This window comes from Pseudoalteromonas sp. NFXS53 (assembly GCF_056629255.1).
The window spans coordinates 1-14141 of the sequence record NZ_JBWVBR010000024.1; the positions used below are offsets into that span (position 1 = coordinate 1).

General features: G+C 41.8%; 17 protein-coding genes. 8 read left to right on the plus strand and 9 right to left on the minus strand.

The window, feature by feature from the left end; translation table 11 throughout:
* Positions 1-497 precede the first annotated feature (497 nt).
* Together AC1HJP_RS19230 and AC1HJP_RS19235 are read left to right on the plus strand one after the other, a co-directional pair.
* Positions 498-662, plus strand: a complete 165-nt coding sequence (locus AC1HJP_RS19230; RefSeq protein WP_480363166.1) for a hypothetical protein — start codon at positions 498-500, stop codon at positions 660-662.
* A 73-nt stretch (positions 663-735) separates the two neighbouring features.
* On the plus strand, positions 736-1236 hold the full coding sequence (locus tag AC1HJP_RS19235; RefSeq protein ID WP_480363167.1) for a hypothetical protein: 501 nt from the start codon (positions 736-738) through the stop codon (positions 1234-1236).
* A 118-nt stretch (positions 1237-1354) separates the two neighbouring features.
* Here the strand turns inward: AC1HJP_RS19235 and AC1HJP_RS19240 are convergent, their stop codons facing one another.
* Positions 1355-2563 (minus strand): dipeptidase, encoded by a 1209-nt coding sequence (locus AC1HJP_RS19240; protein WP_480363168.1) that lies wholly within the window; start codon positions 2561-2563, stop codon positions 1355-1357.
* Positions 2564-2748: 185 nt separating this feature from the next.
* Between AC1HJP_RS19240 and AC1HJP_RS19245 the strand changes: the two genes are divergently transcribed.
* From AC1HJP_RS19245 to AC1HJP_RS19255, 3 genes are all read left to right on the plus strand, one after another.
* On the plus strand, positions 2749-3399 hold the full coding sequence (locus tag AC1HJP_RS19245) for a hypothetical protein (protein ID WP_480363169.1): 651 nt from the start codon (positions 2749-2751) through the stop codon (positions 3397-3399).
* A 61-nt stretch (positions 3400-3460) separates the two neighbouring features.
* Positions 3461-4522 (plus strand): sensor histidine kinase, encoded by a 1062-nt coding sequence (locus tag AC1HJP_RS19250; protein WP_480363170.1) that lies wholly within the window; start codon positions 3461-3463, stop codon positions 4520-4522.
* Positions 4512-5243, plus strand: coding sequence for a LytR/AlgR family response regulator transcription factor (locus AC1HJP_RS19255; protein ID WP_480363171.1), 732 nt, complete (start codon positions 4512-4514; stop codon positions 5241-5243). Before AC1HJP_RS19250 ends, AC1HJP_RS19255 begins: the two co-directional genes overlap by 11 nt.
* Before the next feature lie 42 nt (positions 5244-5285).
* Here AC1HJP_RS19255 and AC1HJP_RS19260 read toward each other — a convergent pair whose 3' ends face one another.
* The 5 genes from AC1HJP_RS19260 to AC1HJP_RS19280 all read right to left on the minus strand — a co-directional run bounded on the left by AC1HJP_RS19260 (position 5286) and on the right by AC1HJP_RS19280 (position 9419).
* On the minus strand, positions 5286-5549 hold the full coding sequence (locus tag AC1HJP_RS19260) for a YheU family protein (RefSeq protein ID WP_058028470.1): 264 nt from the start codon (positions 5547-5549) through the stop codon (positions 5286-5288).
* A complete protein-coding gene (locus tag AC1HJP_RS19265; RefSeq protein WP_480363205.1) occupies positions 5550-6527 on the minus strand; it encodes a hydrolase in 978 nt (325 codons plus the stop codon). It lies immediately after the preceding gene.
* Positions 6528-6781: 254 nt separating this feature from the next.
* Positions 6782-6922: a DUF3149 domain-containing protein gene (locus AC1HJP_RS19270; RefSeq protein ID WP_083496476.1), complete on the minus strand. Its 141-nt coding sequence runs from the start codon at positions 6920-6922 to the stop codon at positions 6782-6784.
* Positions 6923-7056: 134 nt separating this feature from the next.
* Positions 7057-7503, minus strand: a complete 447-nt coding sequence (locus AC1HJP_RS19275) for a TIGR02444 family protein (protein ID WP_480363172.1) — start codon at positions 7501-7503, stop codon at positions 7057-7059.
* A complete protein-coding gene (locus AC1HJP_RS19280; protein ID WP_480363173.1) occupies positions 7503-9419 on the minus strand; it encodes an ATP-binding cassette domain-containing protein in 1917 nt (638 codons plus the stop codon). Before AC1HJP_RS19280 ends, AC1HJP_RS19275 begins: the two co-directional genes overlap by 1 nt.
* Before the next feature lie 175 nt (positions 9420-9594).
* On the opposite strand from AC1HJP_RS19280, the gene AC1HJP_RS19285 reads away from it, so the two are divergent.
* Complete coding sequence (locus AC1HJP_RS19285) at positions 9595-9795, plus strand: YheV family putative zinc ribbon protein (RefSeq protein ID WP_058028474.1); 201 nt, start codon at positions 9595-9597, stop codon at positions 9793-9795.
* A gap of 39 nt (positions 9796-9834) precedes the next feature.
* On the opposite strand, the gene AC1HJP_RS19290 is transcribed toward AC1HJP_RS19285, so the two are convergent.
* Complete coding sequence (locus AC1HJP_RS19290; protein WP_480363174.1) at positions 9835-10047, minus strand: SlyX family protein; 213 nt, start codon at positions 10045-10047, stop codon at positions 9835-9837.
* Complete coding sequence (locus tag AC1HJP_RS19295; RefSeq protein WP_480363175.1) at positions 10044-11033, minus strand: WD40 repeat domain-containing protein; 990 nt, start codon at positions 11031-11033, stop codon at positions 10044-10046. The genes AC1HJP_RS19290 and AC1HJP_RS19295 overlap by 4 nt, the downstream gene beginning before the upstream one ends.
* Before the next feature lie 237 nt (positions 11034-11270).
* On the opposite strand from AC1HJP_RS19295, the gene fkpA reads away from it, so the two are divergent.
* Positions 11271-12029 carry an FKBP-type peptidyl-prolyl cis-trans isomerase gene (gene fkpA / locus AC1HJP_RS19300; protein WP_480363176.1) on the plus strand — a complete coding sequence of 253 codons (759 nt, stop codon included), beginning with the start codon at positions 11271-11273 and terminating at the stop codon, positions 12027-12029.
* Positions 12030-12126: 97 nt separating this feature from the next.
* Here the strand turns inward: fkpA and rsd are convergent, their stop codons facing one another.
* Positions 12127-12597, minus strand: coding sequence for a sigma D regulator (gene rsd / locus AC1HJP_RS19305; RefSeq protein ID WP_480363177.1), 471 nt, complete (start codon positions 12595-12597; stop codon positions 12127-12129).
* Positions 12598-13059: 462 nt separating this feature from the next.
* Between rsd and hemE the strand changes: the two genes are divergently transcribed.
* On the plus strand, positions 13060-14124 hold the full coding sequence (hemE, locus tag AC1HJP_RS19310; RefSeq protein ID WP_058028479.1) for a uroporphyrinogen decarboxylase: 1065 nt from the start codon (positions 13060-13062) through the stop codon (positions 14122-14124).
* Positions 14125-14141 lie beyond the last annotated feature (17 nt).

Consider the following 14141-nt stretch of genomic DNA (forward strand, 5'->3'; position numbering starts at 1 on the left):
ATTTAGTGCAGCCTATGAAGGTGGCGCACTTTACCAGATAGGTGCTGGTGTTGTAGCAACTATCGTTGAGTAATATCAACTTTAGTTAATGCCACAAAGCATTAAAAAAACCGAGCTTAGGCTCGGTTTTTTGTTTTTAGGGTAGAGGTTTAGTAGTTGTGAAACTTACTTCAAGCTAGTTATAAGTTGTAATTCATCCATGAAGCAGGGTTCCTCAAGGCCTCTTATAAATCTAATAGCAGATTAGCTATTGTTAAATTGGCTTGCTTCACCTTGTGCAAAAGGAATGAAGCACTACGTGCTTGTCATTAAACTTTTGCATCATTCTTGCGCAAAAAGACCGCCCTCACTTCATTCGCAGTCTGTAACCTTTTGATCTATTTTTACCACTTTGTGTTTTGTTATGGGTGCTGTTGTTTTCTTGAACCGATTATGCAAACATGTGATTTGCTAACGATTTGTTAGCAAATTGATATTCAATTAAAAGGAAAATTAAAATGACAGCAATCTATAACTTCTTTGCAGCACTGTTTTTAAGCACTGCTCCTGTAAGTGAATTACCGAAAGAGCCAGTAATTGAGCCTCAAAGCAAGGTATGCATTCCTATGCCGATAGGCGATGAATGGGACTTTGAGTGTATTGACCCATATGGTATGGGTTAATTAATTTAGCCTTTTTATACCTCTATGTTTCAATTACTTTAACCCTAAATGGAAGTTTAGGGTTTTCTATATAGTGACTAAATTACCCATGAACAATAAGTTCAAAATAATATTTTTTACCCTCTTTTTTGCGTTGCTTGGATCTGCTTTCTTAAAACAAGGCTTGATTACAGCAACATTGTTTTCCTCTATTGCAATCTTATTCTTGATGAGTGGTCCTGAAAAAGAGGAGAATATTTTATGGTTGATTATTTTTAGTATTTTAGCGGTGTCTTTAATTGGGTCGATCGTTTTCGCTATTCAGCACAGTTTAGAACATTACTGGTACTTGCCATATGTGTTATCTAGTTTATTGCTTGTGTATTGGGTCGTAATAGGCAGTAAAGAAAATAACGGTGTGGTGTTGTTTTTGAAAAATAGGCGACCTATACAAATAGTTGGTATTGGGTTTTTACTTCTTTATCCAATCGCAGGGCTCTTAACTATGAGTTTAAACAGTGCTATTGATCATATGAATGGACTAGCGCTTGGACTTGGGCTTTTAGCATCGAATAAGTGGGTCAAGGTAAGGTAAACCTCAGGCAAAGCTAGTAACAGTAGTTAAAAAAACCGAACTTCAGAAGTTCGGTTTTGCTTTTGAATAAGTGCTAGAAAGAGCTTTAAATAAGCTCATTTCTCTATGCGCTCTATCACTAACCTTTCGTGCTTACTTTCTCTGCGTATTCTTCAGCTTGACGCCATACGCGCATGGTGTTGCCACCTAAGATTTTCTTAATTTGCGCTTCGTTATAGCCGCGGTCTAATAACCCTTGCACTAGATTAGGGTAAGTTGATACGTCTTTTAGCCCGATAGGTAGTGAGTCACCCACGCCATCGTAGTCAGAGCCAATACCAACATAATCAATACCAATAAGTTTGACTACATGGTCAATGTGATCAAGAACTTGCTCTAGTGTTGCGAACGGGAATGGATTTTTAGCACGGTAAGCTGCGGCGAAATCAGTCGTTGCTTTACCTCTGTCTTCGGCTTCTTTTTTCGCTGCGTTACGTTTGTCGTACCAACCACGTGATGCACTAGTCACAAAGCTTGAACCAAAGTTAATTTGGATCACGCCGCCATTTTTCTTTAGAGCTAACAGCATGTCGTCATCCATATTACGCTCAAAGCCTGGCGTGTATTTACGTAATGAAGAGTGTGATGCAATGACTGGCACTTTTGATAGTTCCATAACTTGATAAAACGCGTCATCAGAAATGTGAGATACATCGATCAGCATACCGATATTGTTCATCTCTTTTACTAGCTCTTTACCGAATGGGCTTAAGCCTTTCCATTTGCGTCGCAAGTCATAAGAAGAATCTGAGATATGATTGCTTTGAGAGTGTGCCAAAGTGATGTAGCGAACACCGCGATCATAGAAGTGCTTTAGGTTCTTCATGTCGCCTTCCATCGGCGAGCCGTTTTCCATACCCATGGCAATCGACATTTTACCTTGCTTGAAGTGCTTGTATGCATCTTTATATGAATAAGCCATCGCGAACTTTTCAGGCGCACGGAATACCAGTGCTTCCATGCCATCAATTAATTGGTTCGCTAATTGGTAGCTTTTACCCTTGCCTTCAAACTCTAAACTGGCAGGAATATAAATTGACATAAATGGTACATTTAAGCCGCCTTTTTTCGCACGAGGATAATCAAAGTCACCGCCTTCAGTTGCCTTACTGACATCATCCCATTTGTCGGCGATACGGTAAGGCACATCAATATGGGTATCGATTAGAATGCTTTGTTTAGCAATACGCTCGGCACGCTCTGATGCTGTATATTGCTTTTCTGCTGCTGATAGGTTTGCACTGGCAATCGCTAACGCGAGTGCGGCAAGAGTAAAAGTTGCTTTCATGGCTCAGTCTTTTATTGTTTTAAGTACTTTGATTGTAACAACAATTTCTTCGTCCTGTATATTCTCCGCTTATCCTCTTTTCTGACCACTTGTCACATTTCGCAAATAGCCATGGGGTGTTTTCCATATAGTTATACCCAACAGAGGCACACAGCCTAAAAAATTAAAAATTTAAGGAAAACAACATGTCTACATTCAATGCTAAAACAATCCGTCGTACTTTAATTGCAGCTATTTTAGGTTCGGCATCAAGTGCAGCGATTGCGGCGGAGGGTACCCAAACACAACAAGAAGAGAAGGTAGAAGCTGCGGCCAAGCTTGAGCTTAAGGAAGGTTTCAATATCAGTATGCAAAGTAATGAAATTGATAATGTTTTTGAAGGTAGTGGCCTGGGCATAAGTTATCAGACGAACTTTGGTAACCTGCTAACAGCACATGATGAGCGTTTAAATATTTATGGCCGAATGCATTATCAAATCAACCGCAGTGATGAAGATGCTCAGCTTGCTCAGGCTGATATCACACTGGGTTTGAATTTCGCTCACTCTGACAAGTTGCACGTTTATTTAGAGTCAGCGATGTTACAACAAGATGTGTCAGGTCAACCGCAAAGCTTTACTCGCAGCTATGATGTCACGCGTTTAGGTGCACGCTACAACTTTAAAAAGAATTTTGTAATCAATGGTGCAGCAATTCATAGAAATGGCGATCAGAACGAATTAGGGTATCGCATCGCTGTAGAATCAACCAAGAAAGATGCTTACTCAGTAGGTATGGGGTTTAGCAGTGTGGGTGACAATGATTCACTGTTTATTTCAATTTTTTCAAAGTTCTAAGTTGGTAATGAAAGCGCGCATGGGTACAATTCATCGCGTTGAAACAAGGAGTATTGTACCTATGAAGAAGTATTGGCTGTGTCAGTTAGCTGTTTTTATTTTTATTTTTATTTTTATTTTTGAATTGATAATGGCTATAACAGTATTGAAAGTGTCAGTTGATATTCTGAATGGGTTACTTTGGCGCTCGAGTGTTCAAATAGCTTCATTTATATTATTGACCCATTTAATTCTAAAGCATGGTGGTAATTGGCTCGCTGATAAAATGAAATCGGCCCGTATTACTATTTGGCATATGGCAGTACTAAGCCTTGGTGTGGCGAGCTTACAAATAGTTTCGTTACATACAGTGATTCCATTCTTGTCTCCTCAGGGAATTTCAGATGTGGTAATGCAGATTGAAGGCGGGGATAAAATTGATCTCAATAACGAGAGTGCCGGTTTATTTGCTTCGTTTATAAGTACTTACCTAAAGAGTTTGGTATGGGCTTTCTGTTATTTAGCAATCGTATCTCGCAGGGAGAAGAAAATGTTGAAAAAGCAGTTAAAAGAGCAGCAACTCGCCAGCTTACAAAATCAGATAAACCCACATTTTCTATTCAACTCGTTGAATACTATTCGCGGCATGATCTACCAAGACCAAGATAAAGCCGCAGATATCGTCACTCAGCTTTCAGAGTTGTTTAGGTATAACCTGACAACAGACTTACGGACACATGTCAGTGTTGAGGATGAGTGGCAAATTTGCGAAAACTACCTGGCTATTGAGCAAGTGAGATTTGGTGAGCGACTAAAAGTACGTTTTGATTGTCCGAAGGCACTGCTTAAAGCAACTTTGCCCAGTATGTCTCTACTTACACTCGTTGAAAATGCAGTGAAGCATGGTATTGCTCATCTTCCTAACGGAGGAGAGCTAAAGATCCATGTATCAGAGCGCGAAGGTAAAGTGCTGGTACAAGTCATTAACCCTTTTGATGAAGCTAGGGTTAAAAGTGGCACCCAGTTGGGGCTGGCAAACATTCAATCTCGATTAGAGCTTATGTTTGGGCAACAGGCAAAGCTGTTGATTTCACAAGAACGTCAGCAATTTAAAGCCATTATGGAGGTGCCCCATGCAGCCTAAAGCAACAATTAAAGTACTCATCATTGATGATGAGCCCTTGGCGCGTGCAGAGTTACAGCGTTTATTAAAAAAGCATAAGCAAATAGAGGTGCTGGCTGAAGCGCAAAATATTATCGAGGGGAAAGCCTTAGTCGATGACTTAGCGCCAGACGCAATATTCTTAGATATTGAAATGCCGGGAGGCACAGGGCTTGAGCTCGCTGAGCAATTAAAAGGTGAAATTCCTATCGTCTTCTGTACAGCGTATAACGAGTTTGCGGTGGATGCCTTTTCACTCAATGCAGTAGATTATTTACTAAAACCCGCAGCCCCAGCGCGGTTAGAGAAAGCCATTGAAAAGCTCACAAGTCTGCTATCAGAAACAGAAAGCACACAGCTTGAAGATGATTTTAAATTGATGGTGAAATTTGCAGACAAAATGAAAATCATCTTGTTGAGAGACATATTACGTTTTGAAAGTGTTGGTAACCATGCGGCAATTTACACCGAATTTGGCAAGTCTTATATTCATAGTTCGCTGAGTAAAATAGAAGCAAAACTTGACCCTAGTGTGTATTTGCGCGCAAGTCGCAGTGAAATAATTCGTTTGGATGCGGTGGTTCATCTAGAAGAAAGCATCAACTATGGGTTAACTGCAACTCTGAGTAATGGCTCAGAAGTCGACATATCTCGCCGCCAAGCTTCTGCGTTGAAAAAACAAATGAGCTTTGCAGCGTTTTAATAGCGGATTAAAAAAGCTCGCTTAGATAGACAATGATTACACTTAAGCGTAATCAGTGTCATAGCCTTCGGTATATTCTTCACTTTGCATGGCGTTGAATTGGGCTTTTGAGACGATATTGACCGACTCATGGAGTTCAGAGAACACAATTAGAGCTTCACCTGATTTGAGCTGAGCTTTTACTTGCTCCACTTTTGTTTCAGTGTTTACCTCAGCGTCACCGTAGTCGGTGCCTTCGCGATGTACATAATGTTCAATGAGGTTATTAAGCGTATTTGGATCAAGTTGCTGGTATGGAATGAGCATCTACTTCTGACCTTTAAGGAGCGATTGAAAATAATGGGGAACAGCTTTTTCAAGCCAAAACTCGGGTTTGAATGGATTCTTACCCCCAATAAAGCCGACATGACCGCCTTTTTTAGACACCGCCAAAGTGACTTGGTCGCTGACTTGTTCGGCTTTCGGCACAGCCTCTAAAGACAGCATAGGATCATCTTCGGCATGGATCAGCAAAGTGGGTGTCGCAATATGTTTTAAGAAAGGCTGAGCACTTGCTTGTGCATAATAATCTTCAGCACCCTCAAAGCCATGTAGTGGCGCTGTTAATTGATTATCAAACTGCCACAAGTCGTTAATACTGGCCAATTCTTGCTTGTTTAATTTAATCGCTTCACCGATCTGCGGGTATTTTCTGGCTGATGACTTTTTTAAACGGTCTAACAAGTATTTTTGATATAAACCAAAACAGCTTTTTCTGATCACCTGACACGAAGAAGAAAGATGATGGGGTGCTGAAACAACCGCTGCACCGCTGAGAACACTCTGTTTACCTTGCTCACCTAAATATTTGGCAAGTACATTCCCACCAAGAGAAAAGCCAACGGCAAATAAAGAACTTGGGTTGAAACGTGCTTTTAATGTTTGAATTAAAAACTGTAAGTCACCGGTTTCTCCGCTGTGATAAGCGCGCGGTAAGCGATTAGGTAAGCGTGAGCAGTTTCTAAAGTGCATGAGCACAGTATCAAAGCCTTGTTGAGTCAGGGCTTTGAGCATGCCTTTGGCATAAAAACTATCTAAGTTGCCTTCTAGGCCATGTAGCACAATGGCAAGAGGTGAGTCTTTTTTGCCTGTGCGACTCCAGGCTAACTCTAAAAAATCACCGTCGGGCGTCGTCAGTTCTTCATATTCCACATCAACGCGCTGAAAAGGCCTAAAAAAACGGGGCAAGATAGTTTGTGCATGGCGATTCGACATCCACCAAGCACTTTCAAACTGATAACTCATAATTCTTCTTATTTGCATACTCGCAGGCAGTGTAGCAAAGAGTCGAGATGGGTTAAATAAGTAGAACTGTCGAGATAAAGCTGAGAATGGGTGAGAAAGTGCCGAATATTGTACACAATCTTTCTGCTTCACAAATAAAAAGCACCCGACTAACTAGGTTAGTAAGGTGCTTTGTGCGTCGTGCTTAATTCGTCTCTATCGGGGAACAAATGCCTTTATTTAAAGTGGGTCAAAGGCAAGACCACAAAAAACTTTTATTCAGGAGCTTCTGACTCGTTAATCTTCTTCATGAAGTAATAAACGTAGTAAGCGCATAGCACAATCACTGTGCCCAAGATACCAAATGAAAGAAACAACACTGGGTCGCTAAAAAAATCTCTAAAGAATACGTTCATGGCCTTGGCCTCCTAATCACTCGATGAAGTAATCATAGGTGAGGGATGACGGGCTTGATATGATCGAGATCAAGTTTGTTTTCTGGTCAGCTTGGCTTAGGTTCAGAGCTTGATCTTGATCATGCTTTTTGCCGCTAAAGGCACTGGAAAAGGCGGTTTTTATCTTGCTCAGATAAATAAAGAGCGAGGTTATTAGCGCCGCTGTTGACGCTGATTGAACTAGGGAGCGCGTCTAATAATAAGCTTTGCTGTAATTTCTCAAGGGCTAACTCGTTTTCGAGCAACTGTCTGCGAATAACCGCATAGTCAGTGCGGTGAGAATGGTGTTTTTTTAGGTTTTGTCGGGTTAAGCGGTGTGGGTTTAGTAACTGAGCATCACTGAGCGCAGCGGCATTGTCGAGCGCTGAAAACTGAGTTGGTGTTAGTTGTAGCTTCAGACTGTCGAGGAATAACAGTAATAAACACACATTTACGTTTTTTTGCTGCTCGTCTTGTAGCTCGAGCAGCAAAGGTTGCACGCCATTTTTGCTATATATATCGCATGCAAATTGCCAAAATGTATCGGCCGTGAGTTTAGACATTAGGCGAGACTTGCCTCAAATGCAGCTTGCTTTTCTTCCATCTCTTCAAGCGCCATTAATAGGTCTTCTTCTATTTGGTTCACTTTTGGCGTTAACTCAGCTTGTTTGCCAAGCAGTTCGGTGAGTTTGGCTTTGTTTTCATCACTGTATAAATCGTTGTCGCCAAGCTGGGTTTCAACGTCAGATAACTGCTCTGAAAACTTGTCTAGTTGCTTTTCAAGCTTATCAATTTCTTTTTTCAAAGGTTGAACTGACTTTCTAAACTCAGCTTCAAGGCGTTTCACTTCTTTACGGTTACTGCTTGAATGCGCTTTAACTTCGACTTGCTCTTTCTTGCTGTCGGCTTTATTGGCATTCAATAACCACTGATAGTACTCATCTAAATCATAGCCAAATTGCGATACGCTGCCGTTATCTACCAGATAAAATTCATCGGCTGTATTTTTTAGCATGTGTCTATCGTGCGATACCGTCACCATCGCGCCTTCAAAGCCCTGCAGCGCCATAACAAGGGCATGACGCATTTCTAGGTCTAAGTGGTTGGTTGGCTCATCGAGTAGTAATAAGTTTGGTTTTTGGAATACCAACATGGCTAGAACTAAACGGGCTTTTTCACCTCCTGAGAAGGGGGCTACTGGCTCTAGAGCGCGATCACCGTTAAAGGCAAAGCCACCTAAAAAGTCACGTAGAGACTGTTCCGGCGCATCGGGTGCTAGGCGTTGTAAATGTGTCACAGCACTCGCTTGTAAATCTAGTGACTCAAGTTGGTGCTGCGCGAAGTAACCAATTTTCAACCCTTGATGTTGAAAGACTTCGCCAGATTGTGGCTGCAATTCGCCGGCAAGCAATTTGATCAGGGTTGATTTACCGGCACCGTTGCGACCAAGTAGTGCAATGCGGCTGCCTGGTACTAGGTTGAGCTTAATTTGATGCAAGATGGTGATGTCGCCATAGCCTGCTTGCGCGTTATCTAGCGTCATCAGTGGGTTGGGTAGTGCACTTGGCTCGGCAAATTCAAAATCGAATGGCGAATCAGCATGCGCCGGAGCCAGCTTTTCCATTCGCTCTAGGGCTTTTACACGGCTCTGTGCTTGTTTTGCTTTACTGGCTTTGGCTTTAAAGCGAGTAATGAATTTTTCTAAGTGAGCAATTTGCTCTTGTTGCTTGTCGAACAAGGCTTGTTGCTGTGCCATGCGTTCTGCTTTTTGACGTTCGAACTGGGAGTAATGGCCTTTGTAAACATTAATAAGACTACGGTCGATATGCCAAATTTGGTCCACCACAGCATCTAAAAATTCGCGGTCGTGAGAGATCAGCACCAGCGTGCCTGTGTACGCACGTAAAAAGCGCTCTAACCAGTAAACGGCATCTAAATCTAAGTGGTTAGTAGGTTCATCGAGTAGCAGTAAATCTGCATCGCGAATAAGTGCTTGAGCAAGGTTTAAGCGCATACGCCAACCACCTGAAAATGCGCTTACTGGATTATCGATTTGCTCGTTGCTGAAGCCTAAACCATGCAGAAGTTCACCGGCTTTTGCTTCAATGCTGTAGCCTTTGAGGTGCTCAATTTGTTGGTGTATTTGCGCTTGCTTTGCGCCGTCATCGCTCGCTTCTGCATCACGCAGTGCAATGCGGCAGGCGTAATATTCAGGATGACCTTGCAGTACATAATCAAGGGCACTGATCTCAAGTGCTGGGGTTTCTTGTTTTACCGAGGCGATTGACCAATCTTTTGGAAATTGAAACTCACCCGAATCTAACTGTAGTTCGCCCTTTAGCAATGCAAACAAAGATGATTTACCACAGCCATTGGCGCCGACAAGGCCGACTTTGTGCTCTGGAAAAAGTGTTGCACTGGCGTTTTTTAGTAGGGTTTTGCCACCGCGAAGTAGCTCGATATCTGACAGTTGGATCATAGTGTTACAGCAACAATAAATAATGGGGCTATCATAGCATGAAGTGCTTTGTGGGGCTCAACTCTATCTTCCATTTGAAGGTCGGTATTATTTCTGTAAACAGAGTGAACATGTTTCGTATAAATCGGGTATTGAGATAGAATAGAGCATAACTTAATCGCGGGTCGAGACGAAGATGAAACAGAAGAAACGCTTTATTGCTGGGGCAGTATGTCCTGAGTGTAATAAGCAAGATGTCATGATGCTATACAAAGAGCATGATGTAGAAAAAGTAGAATGTGTAGAGTGTGGTCACAAGATGACGCAACCAAAAGATGCAGTGCAAGCATCAACACGTCAATTTGAGCAAGTAATTGGCGTATTTAAGCCAGAATAACGCTGGCTTAAACGTATTTATTACTAACCAGGAGCTCGGTTAGTAATGCGGCGGTGGTGGCTCTTGATGCTGTGGCATTAACCCACTGTCACCCCCTTCTTTAATCTTTTGCGCTAATAATTCTAACTGGCGCTGCATTTTTGCTAAATGTTTTTGATGGGTGCGAAGCTCATCGTTTAGCGTTTCAATGGTATCGTCCTGAAAAGCAACTTTTGCTTCTAACTCCATTAAGCGGTTTTCTAAATCTGTCATTGTGTATCCAAATCGGTAAATATTTCTAGCAAACCACTTGAGCTTTCTGTGGTTAAAGCGCGCTCGTTATCAGTAAACGCAACATCAAACACCACCGCTGATTTAGGACGGCTGCCTTCTCTTGGCTTCACTAAAAAGGTATCTAGTTGTTGGCCGTTATTCACCCGCCAAAGCGATAATTCGCGATTCGGTGAACCTGTGGCAATGAGTGTCGCACTTTCATTGAAGCGAACGGCGCTAAAGATTTTCTGGCGAGCAATATACTGCAATTGTGATACGAGATCACCTGAAGTGAGCTGCCAGACACTGGCTTTTTTTAAACTGTCGGCGGTAAAGGCATATTGACCACTGGCATCTAAAGCCACTTTGGTGACGCGGCTGGGATGATTAAAACGGTGGAGTACTTGCCCAGTTTTAGTGTCCCAAAAATAGGCGGTGTAATCATTACCGCCACTTAACGCGAAATGACCGTTAGGTGATAACGCAATACTATTGATTTTTTCTTGATGGCCGAGGAACTCTAAGCGTCTGCCGTTGACTAAGTCGAGATGGACGATGACATTATCACTACGACCATACATTACATAGCGGCCTTGATTGCTAATTGCGATATCGCGGATCGTGGCAGTTTTTATTTGGTAATAGCCTTGGTTTTTACCGGTTTGAATATTCCAAACGGCAAATGTATCGTTGGCGGCAGTCACAGCAAAGCTGTTGTCATAGGCGATGGCGAGTGAATGCACTAGGTTTTCGGGATCTGCAGAATGCTGCCATTGGTATTTTAAGCCATGACTTTGATTGTCCCATAGGCTAACGCCATGCTCGACCGATGAGATTAAAGAATATCGACCGTCTGCAGAGATAGCGGCTGCAAATGAGCCTCGCACAGCATGCTCCACGGTATGTGACGCTTGTTTCGCCGAAGGGGTACATGCCAGTAGCAAGGTACAGATTACAGTAATAAGAAAGAGTCGAATACTTTGCATAGTTTAGGTTTTTTCCCTTAACGCTCTGTTTCACAAAGGGTACACTTGCGCTCATGTCCATATAAGGGCGCTTTTTATTGATAGTAGCGCATCAAAGCCGGAAAGTCGCGTTGTGAAGCTTGGATGACGATAGCCGCATGAGGATTGGCATCCAAGCATATGAATGATAATGTGGATACATAAATTTAACCTTTCAAGTAAATAGACAAGGCCACATAAGTGAGCCGGAGAAATAGAATGAAACAGACGATTAAACTGTCTTTAATTGCAGCGTCGGTATTGGCGCTAACTGCATGTAATCAAAAAGCAGAAGCTGAACAAAAGCCAGCAGAAGTAAAACTAGAAACAGAACTACAACAACAAGCTTATGGTATTGGTGCGTCTGTTGGTAATTTCTTGCAAAAAGATCTTGCTGATAAAAAAGAGATCGGTGTAGAGCTTGACCAAGAGCTTCTGATGCGTGGTTTTAAAGATGCATTAGCGGGTGAAGCAAAATTAGATGAAGCGAAAATTCGTGAAGTATTAACTGCGCTTGATACGACGGTTCGTGCTAAGCAAGCTGAAAGAGCCGAAGCGTTAGCAAAAGAAAGCAAAGAGAAAGGCATTCAATACTTAGCCGACAACGCTAAGAAAGAAGGTGTAACTGTGACTGAGTCTGGCCTTCAATATGAAGTGATCACTCAAGGTGACGGTAAAAAGCCAGTTGCAACAGACGTAGTAAAAGTACATTACAAAGGTACTTTAATTGATGGTACTGAGTTCGATAGCTCATACTCACGTAACGAGCCAGCGACATTTGGTCTACAACAAGTAATCAAAGGCTGGACTGAAGGTCTTCAGCTAATGCACGAAGGTTCTAAGTTTAAATTTACGATCCCTTCAGAGCTTGCTTACGGTGAACGTGACCTTGGTAAGATCCCTGCAAACTCAACGCTAGTATTTGAAGTTGAGTTACTTGAGATCCAACAAGAGAAAAAAGCGGCAGCAGCTGAGTAATATTGATTAATTAGGCCTTTCAAACCGAAAGGCTTAAAATAAAAAAAGGGTTCTAATGGAACCCTTTTTTGTGTCTAAAGTTTATCTTAATTCTGTTCTAATCAGTATGATTCGCGTAGAAGTTTTCGATTAACTCATCTTCTAGTTCAAAGCGTAATTCTAAAATTTCACCCAGCTTAGATAAGTCAGAGTCAAAATCTGACAATATGTTGTCTTGTGTTACTTCTGCATATTTGTCATTAAAATCTAAAGCCACATCAGTCGTTTCAGAGATACGAGGGTAGAGCGCATTAGCGAGTGCGACACTCTTAGGGCCTTTTTCTTTACATGCCTGAACGATGTTATCGTACACTTCAAAGTGACCTGCTGATAAATAATCCATGAGGATTTGGCAAAACCCTTGAATTTGAACCTGATCTGGCAGGGCGTGATCTTTTTTATCGTATGGCGCAAAACCTGCTAATTTACAAAACTGTAATAACAATTCTTGACGCTCAGTTAACCATGCATCGATGACACTATGACTGCCACCCCATTTTTGTTGTGCCTGTTCAAATCTAGATAGCATAGTAACCTCCTTTCGCGTTTCTATGACTCTATAAGAAGAAAATCTTGCTCAAAGGTCAACCATTATTTTCATTTTTTGTGCGGGAGGATTTGTAAGTTATTGAAATGTTGGTGGTTATATTTTTGTTTAATTTGAGGGAATAAAAAAACCACCCGAAGGTGGTTTATCAATAGGTTTAGCAGTTTTTATTATTATTAAAATTTAAAATTATTTTTATTATTAAAGGTGTTTTGTTGTTATTTTTTTAACGCGGGGCAAGTTATATCAAGCTTTTTTTGTTGTTGCAAATAGTTTAACAAGATGTTTTTTAATTTTTTTGCTTGTCTTTCCATAAGTGATTGAAGCATTGATGATTTAATCTAGATCATGACAAATCACTTTGCTTGGGCGTTTAGATAGAGCCTGCGCATAATTAGTGATACAATTTGCGCAATTTTTTAGGCTTTGGAATCGAGATACGCTATGAGCGAATTGAAAAACGATCGTTATTTACGTGCGTTAATGAAACAACCTGTTGATGTAACGCCAGTATGGATGATGCGTCAGGCTGGACGTTATTTACCAGAGTATCGCGCAACACGTGCGCAAGCTGGTGACTTTATGAGTTTGTGTAAAAACGCAGAATTGGCATGTGAAGTTACTTTGCAACCACTTCGTCGTTATCCGTTAGACGCGGCAATTCTGTTCAGCGACATTTTAACGATTCCAGATGCAATGGGCTTAGGTCTGTACTTCGAAACCGGTGAAGGCCCGAAATTTGAGCGTCCGATCAGCTCTTTAGCTGATGTTCAAAAGATCCCAAATATCGACCCGACTGACGAGCTTGGCTATGTAATGAACGCAGTTAGCACTATTCGTCGTGAGCTGAAAGGTGAAGTGCCACTGATTGGTTTCTCAGGTTCTCCTTGGACGCTAGCTACTTACATGGTTGAAGGTGGTTCGAGCAAAACCTTTGGTAAGATCAAAAAGATGGCTTTTGCTGAGCCAAAAACACTGCACCTATTGCTAGACAAAGTTGCTGATTCAGTAATTGATTACCTAAATGCACAGGTAAAAGCAGGTGCACAATCGCTTATGATCTTTGACTCTTGGGGTGGTGTATTAAGCCCACGTGATTACAAAGAGTTTTCATTGCAATACATGCACAAGATTGTTGATGGTCTAATTCGTGAAAACGACGGCCGTAAAGTGCCAGTAACCTTATTCACTAAGAATGGCGGCCAGTGGATTGAAGCGATTGCAGCAACTGGCTGTGATGCGGTAGGTCTAGACTGGACGATTGATATTGGTGATGCACGCCGTCGTGTTGGTGATAAGGTTGCACTTCAGGGCAACATGGATCCAGCAATGCTACACGGTACACCTGAGCGTATTCGTGAAGAAGTACAAAATATTCTAGCAAGCTATGGTGAAGGTTCTGGCCACGTATTCAACCTAGGTCATGGTATTACTCCTGACGTAGACCCAGAAAATGCAGGCGTATTCATCAACTCAGTACATGAGTTCAGTGGTCAATACCATAAGTAATAGCTAATGGCATAAGC

What these genes read in the sequence shown, in the direction of transcription:
- AC1HJP_RS19230 (WP_480363166.1), top strand. Translation starts at nt 498, where the DNA reads ATGACAGCAATCTATAACTTCTTTGCAGCACTGTTTTTAAGCACTGCT.
- AC1HJP_RS19240 (WP_480363168.1), bottom strand. Translation starts at nt 2,563, where the DNA reads ATGAAAGCAACTTTTACTCTTGCCGCACTCGCGTTAGCGATTGCCAGT.
- AC1HJP_RS19245 (WP_480363169.1), top strand. Translation starts at nt 2,749, where the DNA reads ATGTCTACATTCAATGCTAAAACAATCCGTCGTACTTTAATTGCAGCT.
- AC1HJP_RS19250 (WP_480363170.1), top strand. Translation starts at nt 3,461, where the DNA reads ATGAAGAAGTATTGGCTGTGTCAGTTAGCTGTTTTTATTTTTATTTTT.
- AC1HJP_RS19255 (WP_480363171.1), top strand. Translation starts at nt 4,512, where the DNA reads ATGCAGCCTAAAGCAACAATTAAAGTACTCATCATTGATGATGAGCCC.
- AC1HJP_RS19260 (WP_058028470.1), bottom strand. Translation starts at nt 5,549, where the DNA reads ATGCTCATTCCATACCAGCAACTTGATCCAAATACGCTTAATAACCTC.
- AC1HJP_RS19265 (WP_480363205.1), bottom strand. Translation starts at nt 6,527, where the DNA reads ATGAGTTATCAGTTTGAAAGTGCTTGGTGGATGTCGAATCGCCATGCA.
- AC1HJP_RS19270 (WP_083496476.1), bottom strand. Translation starts at nt 6,922, where the DNA reads ATGAACGTATTCTTTAGAGATTTTTTTAGCGACCCAGTGTTGTTTCTT.
- AC1HJP_RS19275 (WP_480363172.1), bottom strand. Translation starts at nt 7,503, where the DNA reads ATGTCTAAACTCACGGCCGATACATTTTGGCAATTTGCATGCGATATA.
- AC1HJP_RS19280 (WP_480363173.1), bottom strand. Translation starts at nt 9,419, where the DNA reads ATGATCCAACTGTCAGATATCGAGCTACTTCGCGGTGGCAAAACCCTA.
- AC1HJP_RS19285 (WP_058028474.1), top strand. Translation starts at nt 9,595, where the DNA reads ATGAAACAGAAGAAACGCTTTATTGCTGGGGCAGTATGTCCTGAGTGT.
- AC1HJP_RS19290 (WP_480363174.1), bottom strand. Translation starts at nt 10,047, where the DNA reads ATGACAGATTTAGAAAACCGCTTAATGGAGTTAGAAGCAAAAGTTGCT.
- AC1HJP_RS19295 (WP_480363175.1), bottom strand. Translation starts at nt 11,033, where the DNA reads ATGCAAAGTATTCGACTCTTTCTTATTACTGTAATCTGTACCTTGCTA.
- fkpA (WP_480363176.1), top strand. Translation starts at nt 11,271, where the DNA reads ATGAAACAGACGATTAAACTGTCTTTAATTGCAGCGTCGGTATTGGCG.
- rsd (WP_480363177.1), bottom strand. Translation starts at nt 12,597, where the DNA reads ATGCTATCTAGATTTGAACAGGCACAACAAAAATGGGGTGGCAGTCAT.
- hemE (WP_058028479.1), top strand. Translation starts at nt 13,060, where the DNA reads ATGAGCGAATTGAAAAACGATCGTTATTTACGTGCGTTAATGAAACAA.